General features: G+C 66.7%; 15 protein-coding genes. 10 read left to right on the top strand and 5 right to left on the bottom strand.

All coding sequences use genetic code 11. The annotated features are described in order from the left end of the window. Window positions 1-70 precede the first annotated feature (70 nt). The 3 genes from QX124_RS12530 to QX124_RS12520 are packed head-to-tail and all read left to right on the top strand — an operon-like array spanning window position 71 to window position 2,576. Window positions 71-994, top strand: a complete 924-nt coding sequence (locus QX124_RS12530) for a fused MFS/spermidine synthase (protein ID WP_315735118.1) — start codon at window positions 71-73, stop codon at window positions 992-994. Next, window positions 991-1,608, top strand: coding sequence for a fused MFS/spermidine synthase (locus QX124_RS12525; RefSeq protein ID WP_315735121.1), 618 nt, complete (start codon window positions 991-993; stop codon window positions 1,606-1,608). The genes QX124_RS12530 and QX124_RS12525 overlap by 4 nt, the downstream gene beginning before the upstream one ends. A gap of 23 nt (window positions 1,609-1,631) precedes the next feature. Next, window positions 1,632-2,576, top strand: a complete 945-nt coding sequence (locus QX124_RS12520) for a M28 family peptidase (protein ID WP_315797307.1) — start codon at window positions 1,632-1,634, stop codon at window positions 2,574-2,576. Window positions 2,577-2,604: 28 nt separating this feature from the next. Here the strand turns inward: QX124_RS12520 and QX124_RS12515 are convergent, their stop codons facing one another. Beyond that, window positions 2,605-4,731 (bottom strand): FAD-dependent oxidoreductase, encoded by a 2,127-nt coding sequence (locus tag QX124_RS12515; protein ID WP_315797306.1) that lies wholly within the window; start codon window positions 4,729-4,731, stop codon window positions 2,605-2,607. A 354-nt stretch (window positions 4,732-5,085) separates the two neighbouring features. Here QX124_RS12515 and QX124_RS12510 point away from each other — a divergent pair, with 354 nt between their 5' ends. The 3 genes from QX124_RS12510 (at window position 5,086) to QX124_RS12500 (ending at window position 6,792) form a co-directional block, all read left to right on the top strand. Continuing rightward, entirely contained in the window at window positions 5,086-5,802 is a 717-nt protein-coding gene (locus QX124_RS12510) for a hypothetical protein (protein WP_315735127.1), read from the top strand. Between the two features lie 104 nt (window positions 5,803-5,906). Beyond that, the gene (locus QX124_RS12505; RefSeq protein ID WP_315735129.1) at window positions 5,907-6,491 is read left to right on the top strand and encodes a YidB family protein; all 585 of its coding nucleotides are present in this window, start codon (window positions 5,907-5,909) and stop codon (window positions 6,489-6,491) included. A 34-nt stretch (window positions 6,492-6,525) separates the two neighbouring features. After that, window positions 6,526-6,792 carry a GlsB/YeaQ/YmgE family stress response membrane protein gene (locus QX124_RS12500; RefSeq protein ID WP_315735131.1) on the top strand — a complete coding sequence of 89 codons (267 nt, stop codon included), beginning with the start codon at window positions 6,526-6,528 and terminating at the stop codon, window positions 6,790-6,792. A 55-nt stretch (window positions 6,793-6,847) separates the two neighbouring features. Here QX124_RS12500 and QX124_RS12495 read toward each other — a convergent pair whose 3' ends face one another. Further along, entirely contained in the window at window positions 6,848-7,627 is a 780-nt protein-coding gene (locus QX124_RS12495; protein ID WP_315735132.1) for an SDR family oxidoreductase, read from the bottom strand. Window positions 7,628-7,860: 233 nt separating this feature from the next. On the opposite strand from QX124_RS12495, the gene QX124_RS12490 reads away from it, so the two are divergent. From QX124_RS12490 to QX124_RS12480, 3 genes are all read left to right on the top strand, one after another. Further along, window positions 7,861-8,925, top strand: coding sequence for an acyl-CoA dehydrogenase family protein (locus QX124_RS12490; protein WP_315797305.1), 1,065 nt, complete (start codon window positions 7,861-7,863; stop codon window positions 8,923-8,925). A 19-nt stretch (window positions 8,926-8,944) separates the two neighbouring features. Continuing rightward, window positions 8,945-10,102 carry an acyl-CoA dehydrogenase family protein gene (locus QX124_RS12485; RefSeq protein ID WP_315797304.1) on the top strand — a complete coding sequence of 386 codons (1,158 nt, stop codon included), beginning with the start codon at window positions 8,945-8,947 and terminating at the stop codon, window positions 10,100-10,102. 151 nt (window positions 10,103-10,253) lie between these two features. Beyond that, the gene (locus QX124_RS12480; RefSeq protein WP_315735138.1) at window positions 10,254-11,060 is read left to right on the top strand and encodes an enoyl-CoA hydratase/isomerase family protein; all 807 of its coding nucleotides are present in this window, start codon (window positions 10,254-10,256) and stop codon (window positions 11,058-11,060) included. Window positions 11,061-11,172: 112 nt separating this feature from the next. Here the strand turns inward: QX124_RS12480 and QX124_RS12475 are convergent, their stop codons facing one another. From QX124_RS12475 to QX124_RS12465, 3 genes are all read right to left on the bottom strand, one after another. Beyond that, entirely contained in the window at window positions 11,173-11,946 is a 774-nt protein-coding gene (locus tag QX124_RS12475; protein WP_315797303.1) for a hypothetical protein, read from the bottom strand. 131 nt (window positions 11,947-12,077) lie between these two features. Next, window positions 12,078-12,872: an enoyl-CoA hydratase gene (locus QX124_RS12470; protein ID WP_315783278.1), complete on the bottom strand. Its 795-nt coding sequence runs from the start codon at window positions 12,870-12,872 to the stop codon at window positions 12,078-12,080. Window positions 12,873-13,073: 201 nt separating this feature from the next. Beyond that, window positions 13,074-14,258, bottom strand: coding sequence for an ABC transporter substrate-binding protein (locus tag QX124_RS12465; RefSeq protein ID WP_315783486.1), 1,185 nt, complete (start codon window positions 14,256-14,258; stop codon window positions 13,074-13,076). Window positions 14,259-14,471: 213 nt separating this feature from the next. On the opposite strand from QX124_RS12465, the gene QX124_RS12460 reads away from it, so the two are divergent. Further along, complete coding sequence (locus tag QX124_RS12460; RefSeq protein WP_409997687.1) at window positions 14,472-15,248, top strand: thermonuclease family protein; 777 nt, start codon at window positions 14,472-14,474, stop codon at window positions 15,246-15,248. Window positions 15,249-15,281: the final 33 nt, after the last annotated feature.

The raw sequence follows: 15,281 nt of genomic DNA, 5'->3' as shown, positions 1-15,281 counted from the left end.
TCGTGCCTGAGCGCGTCACGCGGCCGGGCCAGCCGCCTGCCCATTTCAGCCGAGGGAAACAGACAAGTCGATGCTCATCCGATCGGTCATTTCAGGCGCGCTCGCAGCTCTCCTCTCCGTCGCCGCCGCAAGCGCGCAGGATACCCGCCATCTGCTGGAGTCCAAGGAGTCGCTCTACAACAACATCTATGTCTACGAGCAGGCGCCCTACCGCAGCATGACCTTCGGTCACAACCGGCGCATCTATACCGAGAGCGTCTACAACACCCGCGACGAGCTCGATCTGCCGGTCGACTATACCCGCTTCATGACCGCGAGCGTGATGTATGCCAAGGACGTCCGCTCGATCCTGGAGATCGGCTTCGGCGGCGGCCGCACCGCCTGGTACCTGCACCGCTCCCTGCCCAAGGTGCAGGTGACCTCGGTCGAGCTCGATCCGACCGTGCTGGAGCTCGCCAAGAAATATTTCGGCATCAAGGAGGAGCCGAACTTCCACGTCGCCAACCGCGACGGCCGGCTGTTCGTGCAGGAATCCAAGGAGCGCTACGACATCATCCTGATCGATGCCTATCGCGGCCCGTTCGTGCCGTTCCATCTGCTGACCAAGGAGTTCTACCAGCTCGTCAAGGACCATCTCGCCGAGGGCGGCGTGGTGGCGCAGAACGTCGAGCCGTCGACCATGCTGTTCGACGCCGCGGTCAAGACCATTCACAGCGTGTTCCCGCAGGTCGACTTCTACGAGGCCGGCGGCAACATCGTCATGGTCGGCTATCTCGGCGACGAGCGGAAGCCCGAGGATCTCGCCGCCATCGCGCAGGAGCGCGACAAGGAGTTCGGCTTCCGCTACAAGCTTGCCGAGATGCTGGCGCAGCGCAAGCGCATCGAGATCGACGGCGGCCAGGTGATCGATGCAAACGCCAAGGTGCTGACAGACGACTTCGCGCCGGTCGAGGCGCTGAAGAGCATCGAGCGCCACAACAGGAAGCTGCCGTGAGCGCGCCGGTGTCACGCTCGGGCCTGCTGGCGATCTATCTCTGCTCGTTCCTGGTCGGCTGCGTGCTGATGGGCTTCGAGATGCTCGGCAGCCGCTATCTCAACCCGTATTTCGGCAGCGGCATCGGCGCCTGGGCCAGCCTGATCTCGACGGTGCTGTGCGCGCTCGCGATCGGCTATTTCGCCGGCAGCGCCATCGTCGACCGGCAGCCGACGACGCGCACCATCGGCACCATGATCCTGATCGCCGCCGCCTACATGGCGCTCGTGCCGGCGACGGCCGACATCGTCATGGCCGACATCCTCGACACGGTCGGCGACGGTCCGGCGGCCACGCTGATGGCCTCGACCGCGCTGCTGCTGGTGCCGCTGACCCTGCTCGGCACCTTCTCCCCGATCGCCGTCAGCCTGTTGACGCGCTCGGCCGACGAGGCCGGCCGCGTCGCCGGATTGGTCTACGGCGTCTCGACCATCGGCAACGTCGTCGGCACGCTGGTCACGACCTTCGCGCTGATCCCGACGATCGGCTCGCGCGCGATCACCTATTATTTCGCGGTGGCGCTGGCTGTCTGCGCCGGCATCCTGTTCATTCCGTTCGGCAAGAAGACGTCCTGATTTTCATTTTGAAGAGCTTCTCGATGACTGAGTTCTGGCCTCGCCTGACCGCTACGGTGGCAATGGCGGCATTGCTGTTTGCATCCCCCGCGGCACGCGCCGCAGAGGCGCAGATCGAGCTCTGGGACGGGCAGCGCGCGATGGCCCATATCGCGGACCTGCTGAAATTCACGCCGCGCTCGATGGGCGAGCCGGGACATCAGAAAACGATCGACTACATCAAGGCGGCGATGGCCAAGAGCGCGGCGGACGCGGTGCTGACGCAGAGCTTCACCGCCAAGGGCGACGACGGCAAGACGATCCCGCTGACCAACATCATCGCCCGCTTCCAGGCGCAGAACCCGCGCCGCATCATCGTCGCGACGCATTACGACAGCATCGTCAAGGCCTATCGCGACCCGAAATCGCCGGACGCACCGATGCCGGGGGCCAACAACTCCGCCTCGGCGGTCGCGCTGCTGCTGGAGACCGCACGCGTGCTGTCGCTGTCGCCGAAGCCCGACGTCGGCATCGACATGATCTTCTTCGACGGCGAGGAGGGGCCGAAATCGCTCGGCGCCGGCGATCCGACCTGGCGTCCGCTGGGCTCGCCGCATTTCGCGGCCAATCTGAAGACCTATTATCCGGCGCACAAGCCGGAGAAGGCGGTCGATTTCGACATGGTCTGCGACAAGGATCTCAAGCTGCAGCCGGAGCCCTCGTCGCTGGCCTCGGCGCTGCCCGAGGTCAAGAGGTTCTGGAGCATCGGCAGCCGTATCGCGCCATCGGCGTTCTCGCCGGAGCCCACGGCGTATCCGATCAGCGACGACCACACGGCGCTGCAGCAGGCCGGGATTCCGAGCTTCCTCGTCATCGACTTCGACTACGAGCCCTATTTCAACACCACGCAGGATACGATCGAGCAGTGCTCGGCGCAGAGCCTGGAGACCGTCGGCCGCACCCTGCTGCGCTACCTCTATACGCCTTGATGCGCCCGAGCTGCGGCAGGCGGCGCGCTCACGCCGCCCGCGCCCGTGCCTTCAGCGGATCCGACGCGACCTCTGATGCGCGCGCCAGCAGGCCGGGCACGAGCGCTTCGGCCGCCTCAGCGCCCGAGATCACCACGGCCTCGACGCCCGCTCCGGCATTGCCGCCGCCGGCGATGACGAGGTTGCGCAGCGGAGCCTTGGCGCCCTTCAGCCGTCCCGACCGGGCCAGGCCATAGATCGCACCGTCGCTGGCGAGGTCGTAGCGCGCATAGGTCACGGGGCTGGCGTCGGTGCGGTAGACGATGTGCTGCGACAGGCCGGGAATGATGGTCTCGGCGGCCGCGACCATGGCATCGCCGAGCTGCTGCTTGCGCGCCTCGTAGTCCGGCGAGCGGCGCCACGCCTTCCAGTCGTCGCCGCCCTCGCCCGGAAACCAGCCCTTGGCCTGCTCGTGAGGAACGAGGGTGATGATCGTCATCGTCGCATGTCCCTCGGGCGCCGCCGACGGATCGAGCTTGGACATCACCGCGAGGCCGATCCCCATCGGCGAGTCGAGATGCGTGGCGGGCGCGATGTCGGGCACCATGTCGAGGCCGAGATGCACCGAGAAGCACGACGTCGCCGGCGCGAGGCTGCGGGCACGCTCACGAAAGACGGCGGGCAGATCGTCGGGCCTCAGAAGCTCGGTCAAGGTGCGGCCGAGATCGGCATTCGAGACCACCGCACGCGCGCGGACCGTGCGGCCATTGCCGAGCACGACACCGGCGGCACGGCCGTCCTCGACCAGAATGCGCGCGACCTTGGATTTCAGATGCACCTCGCCGCCCCGGGCAGTGACCGCCTCGGCGAGCACGTCCGCGAGGTGGCCGGAGCCGCCGACCGGATAAAAGCCGCCCTTGAAGTAGTAGCCGAAGATCGGGACCATCTGGGCGCAGCTCAGCTTCTCGCTGCCGTCGCCGAGATAGCCCGACAGCGCATTGAGATAGGCGATCAGCTCGGGATCGGAGACATGGGCGACGACCAGCTCGTCAAACGGGCGGTTCATCCAGCGGTACGCCTGCGGATGCTTGCGCGGGAAGGCCAGCATCTCCTCCAATGTGGCCGGCATGCCGGGAATGCCGCTGCGGCCCTGCCCCGTCGCATACATGCTCTCGAAGATGGCATGGATGGTGTCGAACAGCCGGGTCAGCCCGTCCGCGCTGGCCGGAAACATCTCGCAGAGCAGTCGGACATAGGCGCGCCAGTCCTCGGGCACGTCGATGCGGCGGCCGGCGAGACGGTAGGAGTGAATGACCCGCTTCCACTGGATGCGGTCGGCGACGCCGAGCCGGCGCAGCACGCTGTCGACCGGCCCGCCGGGCCAGACGCCGGAGAAATCGTGCGGCCCGGCATCGAAGCGATACAGCACCGGCTTGTTGTCGTGGTGGGCCTTGCGCAGATAAGTGTGGCAGAAGCCGCCGGGCACGACGTGGTGGTCGAACACCTTCACCTTCAGCCCGGATTCCGCGAGCAGGGCTGCCGCCGTCAGCCCGCCGATGCCCGCGCCGATCACCGCGACGTCGCACTCGGTGTCGGCCGCTTGGGTGAAGCTCGGCGCCGGCCATTGGCACTCCTCGCGCGCGGCCCGCATGCGCAGCAAGGCCTGGCGAATCGCGAAGCGCGGGCCGAAGATCGAGATCAGCGCGCCGACGACGACGATCATCGTCGTGATCCAGGAGGCGACGCCGGCCCAGCGGCACAGGCCGAGCACGAGGAACAGGACGCCCCAGAGCCCGGTCATCATCATGTTGATCAGGTGGAACTGGGGCGTCGCGGCGCTGTCGGCATAGGCCGACCGGGAATAGTCCGCGGTCCAGGGACGACCGACGGCGAGCGAAGCAAAGCTGATGAGGCCGAGCCCTGCGAAGGACAGCCACAGCGCATTGCCGGCCGTCCAATTCGGCGCGACGTCGTTGGCGATCGCCAGCACGACGAACAGCGCGAGGCTTCCGAGTTCCAGCGGCGCGAGCTGGCCCCGGGAGGCGCGCCAGACATTGGCGGCCAGCGCCAGGCCCAGCGCGGACCACACCGCCCATGCCGGCTGGTGCCAGGCCAGTAGCGCCCAGAACACGACGAACGGCAGCAGCGCCAGCTTGACCGTGAGGAACACTTTCATGGCCGCCTCCTCCGCGCCGGACGCGCGCAGTTTATCTTTCCATTGTCAAGATATTCATAGGAGCGCTCGCCCGGTTCCGTCAACACCAATCTTTCCAACGTCAAGATTAGTTTTGTCAACTACGGCGGGATGAAAATGGTGGAAAGATGCTGCGTATCGTTCCGGCGCCACAGCAAGGTGCGATTCACGAGCGGCACCGCCGTCAATGCCGACCCGACTGTGGCAACCAGATCACGGAACCACGGCAAATAAAGAAGAAAGTCGCAAATTACGCAGCATTGGAGTCACACCTCGCCGCAAAATGGCGACAATCTCCCGTCATCTGAGGCGGGGAGCCGCTGAGGATTGCCGTTCGTGTACCCACCCCGCCTGCCAGTACTGATCTTTGCAGCGATCACCTGCTTGCCCGCCGTGCAACCTCCACGCGCGCACGCAGAGTGGTGGAGCCGCTCCCCGACGGATTTCGAGGAATGCGCCGACGCCGCCGAGAAGTCGGCCTCCAAGGAGGAGAAGACGGCGGCGCTGGCGCAGTGCAACGCTAAATTTGCCGGGAGACGGAAGCCGGGCGGCGGCTATGTCTATTACGACTTCATGCAGGATCGCAGCTTCGACATTGCCGGTCCCAATCCCACGGCCGAAGAGCAGAAGTTCATCGACCAGCAGTATACGCAATACCTCGAGCGCCAGCGCCACGCCAACATGAGCTCGGCGATGATGTCGCGGCCGCAAACGCAGGACCTCCAGCCCTCGCTCAGGGACATGACGGCGCGGGCCGCGATCGAGCCGCCGAAGCCGGCCATGCCGGCCCCGCCGCCGCAACGGCCGAGCAAGCCGCCGGCTTCGTCCGCGCAAGGCGGATTGCCACCGCCGACGTCGAACGTGGAGGCACGCGCCCGCATCAAGGCGGCGCAATGTGCCAAGGACGGCTGGCGCCGCGATTCGTTCTCGTGCAACTTTCCGGTCCTGTCCGAGAAGCTCGACGAACTGAAGCGGATGTTCACCGGCCCGAGCCAGACCGCGGCCGCGCCGCCCGGAGCCAAGGCGCCGAAACGGGCCGAAGCCAGGAACTGAGCCGCGCGCGACACGTTCCCCCTGTGCGACCATTCTGCACGCGGCTTGTAACGCCGCGTGCAAGCCCATAGGTTTTGTCGGCGTGGGGCGCAGGAGGCAGGGTCATGGGTCTACTCGATATCCTCAACGGCATGCAGAACGGCCCGAACGGGCCGAGTCATCCGACCACGCAGAAGAGCGGCGGCATGTCGCCGATGACGATGGCGATCCTCGCTTTGCTGGCGTGGAAAGCGGTGAAGCATTTCTCGCAGAATGGGCAGCAGCCGAACGCGGCGCCAGCGCCGGTCCCGCCGCCCCAGCCGACCGGGAATCAAGGCGGACCGCTCGGCGGCGGATTGAGTGGCGGCCTCGGCAACATCATCGCCGGCGGCCTCGGCGGCCTGCTTGCGGGCGGTGCCGCCGGCAGCGTGCTGTCGGGCGGGCTCGGCGATCTCCTGCGCCAGTTCCAGGACAAGGGCCATGGCGACACCGCGAACTCCTGGGTCTCCCCCGGCGAGAACAAGCCGATCTCGCCCGGCGATCTCGCCAATGCGCTCGGCGCCGATCAGATCGATCAGCTCACCGCGCAGAGCGGGCTGTCGCGCGAGGAGCTGTTGAACGGGCTGAGCCAGTACCTGCCGAAAGTGATCGATCAGCTCACGCCGGACGGGCGGCTGCCGACCGAGCACGAGTTGGCGGGCCGGATCTGACGCTCCGCGATCGCTGACGGGAAGGACGACACTCATGCTGCACATTCTGATCGTCGGGCTGGTCGCCGGCTTCCTGGCGCGGCTTCTATCGCCGGGTCCCAACAATCCCTCCGGCTTCATCCTGACCATCGTGCTCGGAATCCTCGGCGCGTTCCTCGCCACCGCCATCGGGCAGGCCATCGGCCGCTACGGCCCCGACCAGGGCGCGGGCTACGTGACCGCGACCCTCGGCGCGGTCGTGGTGCTATTCATCTGGAACAGGCTGGTCGCCAGCGGCACGATCCGCGATTTCAATCGGTAACCGCCTCACGCCACGTCATTGCGAGCGACCACAGCGGCCGCTCGCCATGACCATTTCACCCCAACAGATGCATCCCCGCATCCATGCGCACGACCTCGCCGGTCATGTGGCCTGACGCCGGACTCGCCAGGAACGCCACGAGCTGCGCGATATCCTCAGCGGATGAAGCCGCGCGCAGCGGCACCCGCGCCACCACGGCATCGCGCACCTGCTTGGCGCCGGCCTCGCCGCGGCCCTTGGTGAACCAGGGCGTATCGATATAGCCGGGGCAGACGGTGTTGACGCGGATCGCGGGCGCCAGGGCGCGGGCCAGCGACAGCGTCATCGTGTTGAGCGCGCCCTTGCTGGCGGCGTAGGCAACCGACGAGCCGACGCCGCTGATGCCGGCCACCGACGAGACGTTGACGACCGCGGACGCACGCGCCGTCGCCTTGGCCGCCGCTTCGAGCAGCGGCCGCGCAGCGCGCACCATCTGGAAGGGGCCGATGGTGTTGACCGCGAAGATGCGTTGGAAATCCTCGGCCGAAAGGCCGTCGAGCTGATCGTGCGGTACGTGCTTGGTGGTGCCGGCATTGTTGACGAGCGCATCCAGCCGGCCCCAGGCCGCAGCGGCGGCGACGATCTTGCGGCAATCCTCGTCGCGCGACACGTCGCCTTGGACGACGACGACCTCGGCACCTTCCTTGCGGCAGAGATCGGCAGTCTGCTCGGCCTCACTCTTGCTGTTCGAATAGTTCACGACGATGCGCATGCCGGCCTTCGCCAGCAGCAACGCGGTCGCGGCTCCGAGGCCGGACGCCGAACCCGTCACGATCGCGCACAGACCTTCAGCCATTCCGCACCTCCCTGTTTGCTTTGCTTCTTCTTAGCCAACATCGCTGCATCTGCAAAATCGGCAAAATCTCCGCAGCGCGGAAATCGCTCGCCTCCATGCGGCGAGCGGACGGGGCCCTGCAGCGGGCTACGCTTGTCAGGACCGTCGCTTGCGCTCATCATGCCGGCAAAACATCGCCGGCGCGCGCAGGACATGGCGCGCCGAGACCGACGACAACGAGGGCGAGGAGCGCTGTGGCGGAAGCTGAGAACATCGTCGTTGCGACCGCGGAAAAGATCTTCGCCGATCTCGCCGACCCGCAGACGATCAATCACGACAAGGACGGCCGCTGGACGGCGCCGCTGTGGCGGGCGCTGAGCGAGGCCGGCCTGCCGCTCGCCTGGGTGGGCGAGGAGTTCGGCGGCGCCGGCACTGACCTCGCCGACGGCTTTGAGATCATCAATGCCGCCGGCCGTTTTGCGATTGCGGTGCCGCTGGCCGAGACGCTGCTCGCGGGCTGGCTGCTGCAGCAAGGCGGCATTGCCTCGCCCGACGGCCCCATGACGATCGCGCCGGCTCATCCGAGGGACCGGATCACGCTCGACACCGACGGCACATTGTCCGGCCGCGCCCGCGGCGTGCCGTTCGCCAGGACGGCGCAGCATGTTGCCGTGCTCGCCCAGGGCGGAGACGGCGTGTCGATCGCGCTGGTCGAGACCGCGCGCCTGCGCATCGAGGCGGGCCTCAACCTCGCCAACGATCCCAGCGACACGGTGACGTTCGACACAATCACGCCGCTGGCACGCCGGCCAGCACCGGCCGGCTTCGACGCCACGACCTTGATGCTGATGGGCGGCGTCGCCCGCGGACTGCAGATCGCCGGCGCGCTGGATCGGCTGCTCGCGATCAGCGTGAACTATGCGGGTGAGCGCGTGGCCTTCGAGAAGCCGATCGGCAAATTCCAGGCGGTGCAGCACAACCTGGCACGGCTGGCCGGTGAGAGCGCCGCCGCGAGCGCGGCCGCGACATCGGCCGCGGATGCGATCGCGCGGGCCACCGCATTCGACGACGCGGTGTTTCTCGAAGCCGCCGCGGCCAAGATCCGCTGCGCCGAGGCCGCCGAGAAGGGTGCGGCGATCGCGCATCAGGTCCACGGAGCCATCGGCTTCACCACCGAGCACATCCTGCACCGCTTCTCGCTGCGCGCGCTGGCCTGGCGCGACGATTTCGGATCCGAGAGTCACTGGGCCGTGGAGCTCGGCAATCGCGTCGCCGCGCGCGGTGCCGATGAGCTGTGGCCGCTGGTCGCCTCGCGCTGACGACGAAGAGGATTGTTGCATGAGCGCACTTCGTTTCGATCCGATCCGGCTGCCGAGGGAATGCGAGGAGCTGCGCAAGGAGGTGCGCGCCTTCCTCGCTGATGAGATCGCGGCCGGCACCTTCAACCCGTACCAGCCCAAGCGCGAGGATGCCGACGCACGTGAGTTTGCGGCCCGCGTCGGCGCGCGCGGCTGGATCGGCATGACCTGGCCGAAACGATATGGCGGCCACGAGCGCTCGTTCCTGGAGCGCTATGTCGTGACCGAGGAGATGCGCGTCGCCAACGCGCCCGTCAGGCGCTTCTTCGTCGCCGACCGGCAGAGCGGCCCGATCCTGCTGCGCTACGCACCCGAGCATATCAAGATGGACATCCTGCCGCGCATCTGCCGCGGCGAGCTGTGCTTCGCGATCGGCATGAGCGAGCCGAACTCCGGCTCCGACCTGTTCGCAGCCAAGACGCGCGCGACCAAGACCGAGGGTGGCTGGCTGATCAACGGCTCGAAGATCTGGACGACGTCGGCGCACATGGCCGACTACATGATCGCGATCTTCCGCACCTCGCCGTCGACCAAGGAGAACAGGCGTCATGGCTTGACGCAGTTCCTGGTGAACATGAAGTCGCCCGGCATCAAGGTGAATCCGATTGGCCAGATCACCGGGCAGAAGGAATTCAACGAGGTCGTCTTCGCCGACGCCTTCGTGCCGGACGATCATCAGCTCGGCGAGATCGACGGCGCCTGGAAGCAGGCCACCTCCGAGCTCGCCTATGAGCGCTCGGGGCCGGAGCGCTTCCTCGAAACCTATTACGTGCTGACCGAGCTGGTGCGCGCTATCGGTCCCGATCCGGACACGCGCAGCGCCGAGGGCATCGGCCGGCTGGTAGCGCAGCTGCATGCGATGCGGCGGATGTCGGTGTCGGTCGCCGGCATGCTGCAGGCCGGCAAGGAGCCGGTGGTCGAGGCCTCGATCGTCAAGGACGTCGGCACGGTATGGGAGCAGCAGCTGCCGCACCGCGTCCGCGACCTCGCCGCCTTCGTCGAGGAGAACGCAGGAAATCGCGAAACCTTGGAGAACCAGCTGACATTTGCGATGCAGACCGCGCCGAAGCTGACGATCCAGGGCGGCACCACTGAGGTGCTGCGCGGCATCATCGCGCGCGGGCTGGGACTGAGGTGAGGCAGACAGCATTCCGGCGGTCGCGAACTGATAGCGCTGGCAATGAACCGTCGTCGCGAGCGCAGCGAAGCGATTCAGAGCCGCGCCAAGATTCTGGATTGCTTCGCTTCGCTCGCAATGACGCCCGGAAAGCAGAATCGGAGACCACATCATGACCCACTTCCCTGACATCGGCGTCGAGATCCACGGCCATGTCGGCCTGATCGAGATCCGCCGGCCGCCGCTCAACTTTTTCGACATTTCGCTGATCAACCAGATCGCCGACGCGCTCGAAGGCTTCGACCGCGACATCGAGATCCGCGCCTCGGTGCTGGCGGCGCAGGGCAAGGCGTTCTGCGCCGGCGCCAACTTCACCGATCCGGCGCGCCAGGCGCAGGAAGCGGCCGGCGCCAAAGGCGATCCGGCGGACAGCCTCGGGGCGATCAACCATCTCTACATGCAGGCCGTGCGGATTTTCCGCTGCAAGAAACCGGTCGTCGCCGCCGTGCACGGCGCCGCCATCGGTGGCGGGCTCGGCCTCGCCGTCTCGGCCGACTTCCGCGTCACCTGTCCGGAAGCGCGCTTCTCCGCCAATTTCACCAAGCTCGGCTTCCATCCCGGCTTCGGGCTGACGGTGACGCTGCCCGAGCTGATCGGCAAGAACAACGCCGAGCTGATGTTCTACACCAGCCGCCGCGTCACCGGCGAGGAAGCGCTGAAGATGGGCCTCGCCAATGAATGCGTGCCGCAGGACCAGGTACGGACAGCCGCGATGAAGCTCGCCGCCGAGATCGCCGAATGCTCGCCGCTCGGCCTGCTGTCGACCCGCGCGACGATGCGCGCCAGCCTCGCCGACCGTGTGATGGCAGCGACCGAGCACGAACTCGCCGAACAGACCCGGCTGCGCGCGACCGAGGATTTCAAGGAAGGCGTCAAGGCAACGGAGGAGCGGCGCTTCGCGAACTTCAAGGGGCGGTGACGGGCCTCGCGCTTCCGACGTCAGAATGGCCGGGTTCGTCCCGGCCATCCACGTCTTTGACACGCGGAAAGAAGAACGTGGATGCCCGACCAAGCCCGGGCATGCCGATTGACTAATTGGCGACCGCCCCCTGCAACGCGAACGCAACGCCGCCAAGTGTGAAACAACCGCCTGAAACCGCACAGCCACGGGCGCACGCGGCGTCGGCCACACGTGCAGCATCGGCGACGCGGAATGTCAGGCCGCTCATGAGCTCTCGCTCGCCGGGTTCGACACGGATACCGGCGTTCGGCAATTTCAACTGCTGAAGACCGTCGCTGCTGGCAGACGGCACCACATCGAGAATGTGCCCCCAATGCGCGGCGAGCGAGGCCGGCTCGGGGCTCTGCAGCACCACCTCGGTCATCGCCGTCGTCACGTCGCTGCGGATCGCGCGCGTCCAATCCGGCCCGGCGGGCGGATAGGGGCCGAGCACATCGTCGCTGCCCTCGGTGTGATTGAGCTCGATGAAGGCGGCGCGGCAGTCGCGCGGATGCAGTTGCACGCCGTGATAGGGCGGATGATCGATGACGTTGGCGGTCCGCACACCCATCTCGTTGGCACGGGCGGCGCGGCCATCGGGATCATCGCAGGAAAAGATCGCCATGTAGCCGCCGCGGCCGCCGGTCTTGTCGAGGAAGCGTCCCGCCGCGGTGTCCTCGCGGGTCGGCGCAATCACCTCGAGCAGGATCGGCCCGACCGGCAGCAGCGCATTCTCCAGTCCGTATTTGGCGACATGCGGATCGCGGTAGCAGACCTCCAGCCCCATGATCGCGGCGATGTCCGAGACCACCGGCTCGAGCCGGCGCGCGACCAGGCAGATCTGACGGAGGTGGAGGTAAGCCATCGCAGCCCTCTTTGAGGAATCACGTGTTCACACAGGCCCGCGGCGTGATTGCGAGCGACGCGAAGCAATCCAGAGCTCAGGCCATGACCCTGGATTGCGTCGCGTCGCTCGCAATGACGGAGAACGCGGAGCTACCGACCCTGAAACACCGGCGCGCGCTTCTCGACGAAGGCTTTCGCCGCCTCCTTGTGATCCTCTGTGTCGCTGCAGCGCGAGTGATGCATCGCCTCGGCGTCGAAGCAGGCCTCCAGCGTCATCGTCTCGGCATTGTTGATGTTGCGCTTGATGTAGCCGAGCGTCACGCTCGGCCCCTGCGCCAGCGACAGCGCCAGCGCGCGCGTGGCGGCTTCGACCTCGGCGTCGGGCACGACCTTGGTGACCATGCCCAGGGTGAGCGCCTCCTGCGCCGTCAGGACCGGCGAGGTCAGATACAGCTCCCGCGCCTTGGCGCTGCCGAGCAGTTGCGTGAGGAAATAGGTGCCGCCGAAATCGCCCGACAGCCCGACCTTGGCGAAGGCCGTCGTGATCTTGGCCGACTCGCCGGCCACCCGCAGATCGCAGGCCAGCGCGATCGACAGGCCGGCGCCGGCGGCCGCGCCGTCGATCTGCGCCACCACCGGTTTCTGCATCTGGTGCAGCAGCCGCGACACCTCCATGCGCTCGCGCAAGGTCGAGACCTTGGTCTCGAACGAGGGCGCGGTCTTGGCTTCGGCCATCGCCTTGACGTCGCCGCCGACGCAGAAGGTGCCGCCGGCGCCCTTGAGCAGCACGGCGCGCACCTCGGGATCATTGGCCGCGCGATGCGCCGCCTCGACCAGGCCCTTGGTCATGTCGCTGTTGAGCGCGTTGCGTCGCTCCGGACGGTTCATCGTGATCGTGAGCAGGCCGGAGTCGAGATGCTGCAGGACTGTCGTGTTGGTGGTCATGGCCGGCGCTCCTTGTTGTTTCCCGGTGTTATGTCTCCCGTCATTCCGGGGCGACACGGCGGCGTCGAACCCGGAATCCCGAGCTGATGGACTCACATCGAGGTTCCGGGTTCAACGCTGCGCGTTGCCCCGGAACGACGGATGTCGTGGCAGAGTTTGCGCCTTGCGCAGGCGCGCCCCGGAATGCCGTGGCCCCGGCCGTCACTTCTTCACAAGCGGGCAGCGCGACGCCTCGAGCGGCTGAAATGCCTCGTCGCCCGACACGGTCGCGAGCAGCTTGTAGTCGTCGGACTTCCCCTTCGATTCCGACGGCTTCTTGACCTCGAACAGGTACATGTCATGCACCATGCGTCCATCCTCGCGGATGCGGCCGCCCTTGGCGAACATGTCGTTGATCGGTGTCGCCCGCATCACCTTCATGACGGCGTCCGCATCGGTCGTCCCGGCCGTCTTCACGGCTTTCAGATAGTGCGTGACGGAGGAATAGACCCCCGCCTGGGCCGAGGTCGGCACGCGCCTGGTGCGCTCCATGAAGCGTTTGGTGAAGGCGCGGGTGTCGTCGTTGAGATCCCAATAGAACGCTTCCGCGACCAGAAGCCCCTGCGCCGTCTCGAGCCCGACGCTATCGATGTCGGAGACGAAGGCGAGCAGCGGCGACAGCTTCTGGCCGCCTTTGCTGAGGCCGAACTCCGCGGCCTGCTTGATCGCGTTGATGGTGTCGCCGCCCGCATTGGCGAGGCCGATCACCTTGGCCTTGGAGGCCTGCGCCTGGAGCAGGAAGGACGAGAAGTCCGACGTATTGAGCGGATGACGCACGCTGCCGAGCACCTTGCCGCCCGACTTCACCACCACGGCGGTGGTGTCCTTCTCCAGATCCTGGCCGAAGGCGTAATCCGCGGTCAGGAAGAACCAGCTGTCGAGGCCGGACTTCACCGCCGCCAATCCCGTGACATTGGCCTGCGCGAAGGTGTCGAACACGTAGTGCACGGTGTACGGGCCGCAGGCCTCGTTGGACAGCCTGACAGAGCCGGGACCGTTGAAGATGATGATCTTGTTGCGCGCCTTGGCGATCTCGCCGGCGGCCAGCGCGGTGGCAGAGGCTGCGACATCCCAGATCATCTCGACGCCCTGGTTGTCGAGCATGTCGCGGGCGATGTTGGCGGCGAGATCGGCCTTGTTGAGATGGTCGGCCGCAAGCACCTCGATCTTGCGGCCCAGCACCTCGCCGCCGAAATCCTCCACCGCCATCTTCGCCGCGGTCTCGCTGCCGGGACCGGTGATGTCGGCGTAGAGGCTCGACATGTCCAGGATGCCGCCGATCTTCAGCGGCGGCTTGCTCTGCGCATGCGCCACGCCCGCAGAGAACGTCAGCGCCGACGCCAGCATGAACAGCGACGCCGCCGCGCCGCGGATGGTTCTGGTCATCGATATCCTCCCTGCCGGGCGCGTCGCTACATGGCGACGGCCTCTTTGATAGTTCGCATCATGGCGTACGTGGTCGCAGGCGGCAAGCGCTCAGCAAAGGCACCGCTGCTGCTGCTTTCCGCTCAGTGGAATGGAAATTTCGTGCGATGATGCAGCATGGCGAGAGTGCGCAGAATGCAGGGCAGATGGAGGCCGATTGCGCTCGGTGCGAGCGTCGCGATCATCGCGATGATGTCGGCGAGTCACGCCGCGCCGTGCATGTTCGCCGAGCTCGGCGAAGGCCACGTCAGCGAGATCATCGATGCGCGCAGCTTCCGTCTCGACGACGGCCGCGAGGTCAGGCTCGCCGGCCTCGAGGCGCCGCCGGACGAGCAGCACGCGGCAGCGATCGATGCGCTGCGCGTGCTGCTGCGCGGCCGCGACGTCGTGCTGCGCGGCGAGGACGACACTCCGGACCGCTACGGCCGGCAGCGCGCCTTCGCCTTCGTGGCCGGTGCGGACCAGCCGGTGCAGAGCGAGCTGCTCCGGCAGGGCGCCGTGCTGCGCGGGATCGACCTGCCGGACCGGGATTGCGCCCTCAGCCTGGGTGCGGCGGAAGCCGAGGCACGCAGCGCCGGACGCGGCCTCTGGAAGATTGGGACCGTCATAAAAAACACGGAAAGTCCAGACGATATTTTGTCTCGCCTAGGGCAATTTACGGTTGTCGAAGGGAAGGTGTTGTCCGTACGACAGACGGGGACAACAACTTATCTGAACTTCGCTCGTAGCTGGACACGGGGCTTCGCGGTGACTATTCCAAAGCGTATGATGGCGGTATTGGAAGGTGCCGGCATCGACGTCAAATCACTTGCGAATCGACAGATTCGCGTGCGCGGTTGGATCGAAGCGCATGCGGGTCCGAGACTGGAACTGACGCAGATCGCCCAGATCGAGATTTTGAGCGGGAATTGACCGCTGAGGTACGTGAGTAGCGACGTGAGCCTG

This window comes from Bradyrhizobium sp. SZCCHNRI3043 (assembly GCF_032377735.1).
Classification (GTDB): Bacteria; Pseudomonadota; Alphaproteobacteria; order Rhizobiales; family Xanthobacteraceae; genus Bradyrhizobium.
The sequence above is the reverse complement of the archived record's forward strand: the minus strand, read 5'-3'. Positions and strand labels throughout refer to the sequence as shown.